Here is a 6,517-nt window from a genome sequence, read left to right as displayed (position 1 = left end):
ACGCCCGGCGGCGTACCGCACCAGGGACATGTTCATCTCGATCAGCGTGTTCCGCGCGTACGCGTACGCGTGGGTGCCCTCTTCGAGCACCGCGAGCTGCTGGAAGAACAGCTTGCTCAGCTCTCGCGCGTCCTTCGGCGCCACACGCCCCGGATCGGCGATCTCGGGCAGGCGCTCGACGCCGGTCTCCTCCGTCGCACGCGCGCTCGTCATCATCGCCCTCACCTGCGGTTCCCTCCCGTGTCGTCCGTGGCACCCGGACCCCCGTCGTGCCAGTGGAGCGCCAGTACCCAGGATTCCCGGAGTCATTCCACTCTTTTTCCGACCAGTCTTCCGTACGGCCTCCGTCCGGCGTTCCGGCCGGTCCGGGCCGGGTCCGGCACCCTGCCGTGGCGGCGGACCCGGGACGCCGTCTACGCTGCCGCCGACCCCGGCGGTCCGCGAACCGCCGATCCACCGCCCGCCGACCGGAGACACCCGATGACCCTGGACAAGCTGCCGCCCCCGCCCGCTCCGGCGGCCCCGCCCCGTGGCCGCGGCGCCGGCACGTCCCTGGCGGTTCCGTCCGCGCCGGTGCCGGGACCGGCCACGGGTCCCGCCGCGCGCAAGCAGCGGCTGAGACGGCGGCTGGAGCGGCTGATCGGAGTCGCCGCCACCGAGGGCAATCTGCTCACCCCGCTGCGCAACGGCGACGAGATCTTCCCCGCCATGCTGGCGGCCATCCAGGGCGCCGCCCACACGATCGACATGATGACCTTCGTCTACTGGCGGGGGGCGATAGCCCGTGACTTCGCCGCGGCGCTGGCCGCCCGGTCGCGCGCCGGAGTCCGGGTACGGCTGCTGCTGGACGGGTTCGGCGCCCGGCAGATCGAGCAGGAGCTGCTGGACGACATGGACGACGCCGGGGTGCAGGTGGCGTGGTTCCGCAAGCCGGTGTGGCTCTCGCCGTTCAAGCAGAACCACCGCTGCCACCGGAAGGTGCTGCTGGTGGACGAGCACACCGCCTTCACCGGCGGGGTCGGCATCGCCGAGGAGTGGTGCGGGGACGCCTCGGGTCCCGGCGAGTGGCGGGACACCCATGTCCAGGTGCGGGGCCCGGCGGTGGACGGGCTGGCCGCCGCCTTCGCCCAGAACTGGGCGGAGTGCCACGACGAGCTCTACGACGACCGGGACCGGTTCATCACGCACGAGCAGCCGGGTGACGCGGTGGTGCAGGTGGTGCGGGGTTCGGCGAGCATCGGCTGGCAGGACATGCAGACGCTGGTGCGGGTGATGCTCACCTCGGCGCAGGAGCGGTTCCGGCTGGCCACCGCCTACTTCGCGCCCGATCCGTACTTCATCGGGCTGCTGTGCGCGACCGCCCGGCGCGGGGTGACGGTGGAGATCCTGCTCCCCGGCCCGTACACCGACCAGCGGGCCTGCCGGCTGGCGGGCCAGCACCACTACGGGACGCTGCTGGCGGCGGGGGTGCGGATCCTCCAGTACCAGCCGACCATGATGCACGCGAAGATCATCACGGTGGACGGCGTGGCCTCGCTGATCGGGTCCACCAACTTCAACCGGCGTTCGCTGGAGCACGACGAGGAGGTCATGCTGGCGGTGCTGGACGAGTCGTTCACCGGGCGGCTGGACGCCGACTACGACGCGGACCTGCTGCGCAGCGAGGCCGTCGACCCCGAGCGCTGGCGCCGGCGGCCGGTGCTCCAGCGGGCCGGGGAGGCGGCCGTGCGGCCGATCCGCCGGTTCCTCTGACCCGCCGTCACCCGGTGCCCACCGGTCAGCCGGTACGGCTCCGGGGACGCCGGCCCCGGGGCCGTACCGCCCGGCCGTACGACGATCCGGGGCCGTGCCGCCCGGCCGTACGACGGCCCTCGGAGCCTCACGGCTCCGGCCGCGTGGCGCGGCGGCGGATTCAGCGGCGGCTCAGGCAGCCGCGTACGAAGGCCGCCTGGCCCGCGTGCTGGAGGTCGTCGGAGAGTACGCTGGCCAGCCGTACGCCCAGGGTCACCGGCGGCGACCAGGACTCGTCCACCACCCGGTTCAGCGACTGCGGGCGCAGTCCCTCCAGGTAGGCGGTGGTCCGCTCGTGCACGGCGTCGTGGTAGCCGGTGAGCAGCTCGGCCGACTCGATCCGGACCTTGCCCACCTCGGCGGCGGAGTGGCCGTAGCCGGTCTCCGCCGGGTCGAACGGCAGCCCGAAGCGGTCCGCCCAGCCGTCGGCGGTCCACACCTGCTCCCCGCCGGCCGCGTCGGCGATGTGGTCGTCCTGGACCCGGGTGAGATGCCAGACCAGCCAGGCGATCGAGTTGGCGCCGGGGTCGAGCCGGGCGTTGAGCTCCTCCGCGCCGAGGCCGTCCACGGCCTCGTGCACGGTCTCCCGAATCCGCCCGTACGCCTCCACGAGCAGCTCCGCGCTGTTCATTCCGCACCCTCCGGTCCGCGTCCCGTGTCCGTCCGCCGGTCCCTGCCGGCCGCTCCCCGAGTGCCCCGGGCCGGATCCTCCACACGCCACGCGCCGGACGGCGGGCGTTGCGGGGCCGGTCACGGGGCATCCGCCGGGGAGGATGGTCCGGCCCGGACGCGACCGGAGGGCTCCGGGAGGTCACGGGGGCGGGCGGGGCCGAGAAGCCGAAGCCGAAGAGGAGTGCGCATGACCACCTATGTCATCACCATCCCGGGCACCTTTCTGCGCCCGCTGACGGATGACGCGTCCGCCGCACTGGTGGGCCGGCTGCGGCCCGCGGACCCCCAGCAGACGGAGCTGGGGCGGAGGGAGGACCTGGACATTCTCACCACCAACGACAACGGCACCTTCAGCGTCCGGCTGGAGGTGGAGGCGGACACCAGCGGGGAGGCCGAGGAGCGGGCCAAGCGGACCGCCGCGGCGGCGCTGAGCGAGGCGGGGTTCGACGAGGAGACGGCGCCGCTGGGGCCCGCGACGGTGACCGGGATCGACACCTCCGCCTGAGAGGCCCGAGACGCCCGGGACAACGGGGCAGAGGGACACGGGGCCCGGAACGCCGGGCCGGGGACGGGGCCCGGAGCCGGCCCGGGCGCGGGGTGGCGGTGCCCGGCTGCCGGGCCTCGGGAATGGCTGCGTAGGATCAGCTGGTCATCACCACGACGGGGATCAGGAAGCCGGTGCGAATCCGGCACGGTCCCGCCACTGTGACCGGGGAGCGGACTCCCATCCCGATGGCCACCGCGCGAGCGGGAAGGCCGGGGGAACGCCGATCCGGGAGTCAGGAGACTGCTCCGTCGCGGACCGGTTCCGAGGAGCGCGGACTCCCCAGGAGGCATTGCGTGTACGACGGTTTCCCCGTCCCCCGTCCCTTTTCCGCCCGCCCGCACGCCGCCGGGACCACCGGGCCACGGCCGCTCCCCCGCCGCCGGCGGCTGCGCGGGTTCACCGCCGTGGCGCTGGCGGCGGCGCTGCTGACGGGCTGCGGCTCGGGCGGTGGCGGTGAGAAGGGCGACAAGGCCGGCGGCGGGGGCGCGGCCGCGAAGGGCTTCCCGGTCACGGTGGAGAACTGCGGCGTCCGTACGACCTACCGGCACCCGCCGGCCCGCGCCGTCACCATCCACCAGCACCCGGCCGAGCTGATGCTCGCCCTCGGGCTGAAGGACAAGATGGTGGGCACCGCCTTCCCCGACTCCCCCGTACTGCCCGAGTACCGGCGGGACTTCAAGGCCGTGCCGCAGCTCTCCGCCAAGGAGCCCTCCTTCGAGAAGATCCTGGAGACCGAGCCGGAGTTCGTCTACGGCGGCTACGCGAGCGCGTTCGCGCAGAACGAGGGCCGCTCCCGGAAGGCGTTCAAGGACGCGGGCATCGACACCTATCTCAACCGCGAGTACTGCGACCAGCGCAAGCCGGCGACGATGGCGGACACCTACGAGGAGATCCGGACGATCGGCAGGATCTTCGGCGTCTCCGACCGGGCCGAGGCACTCGTCCGTGATCTGCGGAGCCGGATCGACCGGACCGCGGCGGCGGTGAAGGACACGGCTCCGGCCTCGGTGTTCGTGTACGACAGCGGGGACAAGTCCGCGTTCACGGCGGGCGGCCGGGGGCTCGGCAGCGAGGTGATCAAGCTGGCGGGCGGCCGCAATGTCTTCGCGGACCTGGACAAGGTCTTCGGGGACGTCTCCTGGGAGCAGGTGGTGGCCCGCAAGCCCGAGGTGATCGCCATCTACGACTACTACGGCTCGGGCAGCGTGGCGGAGAAGAAGAAGTTCCTGCTCTCCCAGCCGGCGCTGGCCGACGTGCCGGCGATCAGGAACAAGCGGTTCGTGGTGCTGCCGCTGACCGCGACGCTGGTCGGGGTGCGCCCGCAGCACGCGGTGGAGGACCTGGCGAAGCAGCTGCACCCCGAGCGGTTCCGGTGAGGGCCCCGGCGGTGACCCCGGCCCCGGACGACGGACGGCAGGGCGACAGCCGGGCGGACAGCGGACGGTCGGACGAAGGCCGGGCGGGGGGCGGCCGGGCGGAAGACCGCACGGGCGAGGACCACGCGGCGGACAGCGACCTCCGTAAGGCGGGCGGACTCTCCGGTCGGACGGGCGGGGCCTCCCGGGCCTCCCACGGGCTGGTGCTGGCCGCGCTCGGGGGGCTGTTGCTGGCCTCGCTCACGGCGGGTCTGGCGATCGGCTCCGTCCATGTCCCGCCGGGCCAGGTCTGGGCGATCGTCAGCCATGCGCTCGGCGCCGACTGGGGCGACCAGGACTGGACCCGGGCGCGCGAGACGATCGTGCTGGACATCCGGGCACCCCGGGTGCTGCTGGGCGCGGTGACCGGCGCGGGCCTGGCGGTGGTGGGGACGGCGATGCAGGCGCTGCTGCGCAATCCGCTGGCGGAGCCGTATCTGCTGGGGATCTCCTCCGGAGCCTCACTGGGCGCCGTACTGATGATCGTCTCCGGGGTCGCGGTGCTGGGACCGCTGACGCTGCCGTCGGCGGCGTTCGCCGGGGCACTGGCCACCCTGGCGGTGGTGTATGTGATGGCCCGCACCGGCGGCCGGATGACCTCCGCCCGGCTGGTGCTGGCCGGGGTGGCGGTGGCCTCGACGCTGACCGCCGTGATGGATCTGCTGCTGATCACCGCCGACCGGGGCAATCAGGCGCGCGAGATCCTGGCCTGGACGCTCGGCGGCCTCGGCGGGGTGCAGTGGGACACCCTCTGGCTGCCGGCCGGGGCGCTGGCGCTGTCGGTCGGGCTGCTCCTCACCCGGGCCCGTTCGCTCAATCTGCTGCTGGCGGGCGAGGAGGCGGCGGCCACCATGGGGCTGGACGTGGCGCGCTTCCGGGCCCGGCTCTTCGTGGTGCTCTCGCTGGTCACCGGGGTGATGGTGGCGTCGGCCGGACCGATCGGCTTCGTGGGACTGATCCTGCCGCACGCCGTACGGCTGCTCACCGGCGGCGACCACCGCCGGCTGCTGCCTGCCGCGGCGCTGGCGGGTGCGGTGTTCCTGGTGTGGGCCGACATCGCGGCCCGGACCCTGGCCGCCCCGATGGAGATCCCGGTCGGCGTGCTCACGGCGCTCTGCGGCGGGCCGTTCTTCCTCTGGCTGATGCGCCGGGACGCCCGGCGGAACTCCGAGCGGGGGGCGGCATGACCGGGTCCCCGGTGCGCACGGCCCGGCCGGAGCACCTCGCGTGGCCGGAGGCGGTGGAGCTCGGCGTCGAGGCGGTGACGCTCACCGCGGGCGCCCGGCGGCTGGTCCGGGAGGTGTCCCTGACGGCCGGGCCCGGCGAGGTGATCGGGCTGGTCGGCCCCAACGGCAGCGGCAAGTCCAGCCTGCTGCGGGCGGTCTACCGGGTGCTGCGCCCGGACTCCGGACGGGTACGGGTGGACGGCGCCGACGCCTGGGGGCTCACGCCCCGCGAGCTGGCCCGCACCCAGGCGGTGGTGGTGCAGGACCCGGGAATGGACCTTGACCTGACGGTGCGGGAGGTGGTGGCCATGGGCCGCACCCCGCACAAGCGGCTGTTCGACGGCGACACCGCCGAGGACGCCCGGCTGGTGGCGGAGTCGCTGGCCGCGGTGGACGCCGCCGGGCTGGCCGACCGGCCGTTCGACCGGCTCTCCGGCGGGGAGCGGCAGCGCGTGCTGATCGCCCGCGCCCTGACCCAGCGGCCCGGGCTGCTGGTCCTCGACGAGCCCACCAACCATCTGGACGTCCGGCACCAGCTGGCGGTGCTGGGCCTGCTGCGGGAGCTGCCCACGACGGCGCTGGTCGCCCTGCACGACCTGAATCTGGCCGCCTACTACTGCGACCGGCTCTGCGTCCTGCGGGACGGCGCGGTGGTGGCCGCCGGTCCGCCGGGCGAGGTGCTCACCGAACGGCTGCTGGCCGAGGTGTACGGGGTGGTGGCCGAGGTGGCCGTCCACCCCAGGACCGGCGCCCCGCAGGTCACCTTCCTGCCGGCGGGGCCGCCCGCCGGGGCGGCCGGGCCGGTGCCTGCCGGTACCGGCGGTCCGGTGCCGGCCGGCTGACCGCCGGGGCACCCGGCCCGCCGG

At 74.4% G+C, this 6,517-nt stretch carries 6 protein-coding genes, 1 pseudogene and 1 riboswitch; of the genes and pseudogenes, 5 read left to right on the top strand and 2 right to left on the bottom strand.

What is annotated here, in order from left to right; all coding sequences use genetic code 11:
• A pseudogene (locus NX801_RS15445) lies at positions 1 to 213 on the bottom strand (RNA polymerase sigma factor SigF); the annotation flags it as partial.
• Between the two features lie 267 nt (positions 214 to 480).
• Between NX801_RS15445 and NX801_RS15440 the strand changes: the two are divergent.
• Positions 481 to 1,752: a phospholipase D-like domain-containing protein gene (locus tag NX801_RS15440; protein ID WP_258788279.1), complete on the top strand. Its 1,272-nt coding sequence runs from the start codon at positions 481 to 483 to the stop codon at positions 1,750 to 1,752.
• 160 nt (positions 1,753 to 1,912) lie between these two features.
• Here NX801_RS15440 and NX801_RS15435 read toward each other — a convergent pair whose 3' ends face one another.
• Positions 1,913 to 2,422, bottom strand: a complete 510-nt coding sequence (locus tag NX801_RS15435; RefSeq protein WP_258788278.1) for a mycothiol transferase — start codon at positions 2,420 to 2,422, stop codon at positions 1,913 to 1,915.
• Between the two features lie 228 nt (positions 2,423 to 2,650).
• Between NX801_RS15435 and NX801_RS15430 the strand changes: the two genes are divergently transcribed.
• From NX801_RS15430 to NX801_RS15415, 4 genes are all read left to right on the top strand, one after another.
• Entirely contained in the window at positions 2,651 to 2,968 is a 318-nt protein-coding gene (locus NX801_RS15430) for a hypothetical protein (protein WP_258788277.1), read from the top strand.
• 115 nt (positions 2,969 to 3,083) lie between these two features.
• A riboswitch (cobalamin riboswitch) is annotated at positions 3,084 to 3,274 on the top strand.
• 29 nt (positions 3,275 to 3,303) lie between these two features.
• The gene (locus tag NX801_RS15425) at positions 3,304 to 4,386 is read left to right on the top strand and encodes an ABC transporter substrate-binding protein (RefSeq protein ID WP_428986149.1); all 1,083 of its coding nucleotides are present in this window, start codon (positions 3,304 to 3,306) and stop codon (positions 4,384 to 4,386) included.
• 11 nt (positions 4,387 to 4,397) lie between these two features.
• Positions 4,398 to 5,612: a FecCD family ABC transporter permease gene (locus NX801_RS15420; RefSeq protein ID WP_258788276.1), complete on the top strand. Its 1,215-nt coding sequence runs from the start codon at positions 4,398 to 4,400 to the stop codon at positions 5,610 to 5,612.
• Positions 5,609 to 6,493 (top strand): ABC transporter ATP-binding protein, encoded by an 885-nt coding sequence (locus NX801_RS15415; protein WP_258788275.1) that lies wholly within the window; start codon positions 5,609 to 5,611, stop codon positions 6,491 to 6,493. Before NX801_RS15420 ends, NX801_RS15415 begins: the two co-directional genes overlap by 4 nt.
• Positions 6,494 to 6,517: the final 24 nt, after the last annotated feature.

This window comes from Streptomyces pyxinae, from assembly GCF_024756275.1.
Lineage (GTDB): Bacteria > Actinomycetota > Actinomycetes > Streptomycetales > Streptomycetaceae > Streptomyces > Streptomyces pyxinae.
The sequence above is the reverse complement of the archived record's forward strand: the minus strand, read 5'-3'. Positions and strand labels throughout refer to the sequence as shown.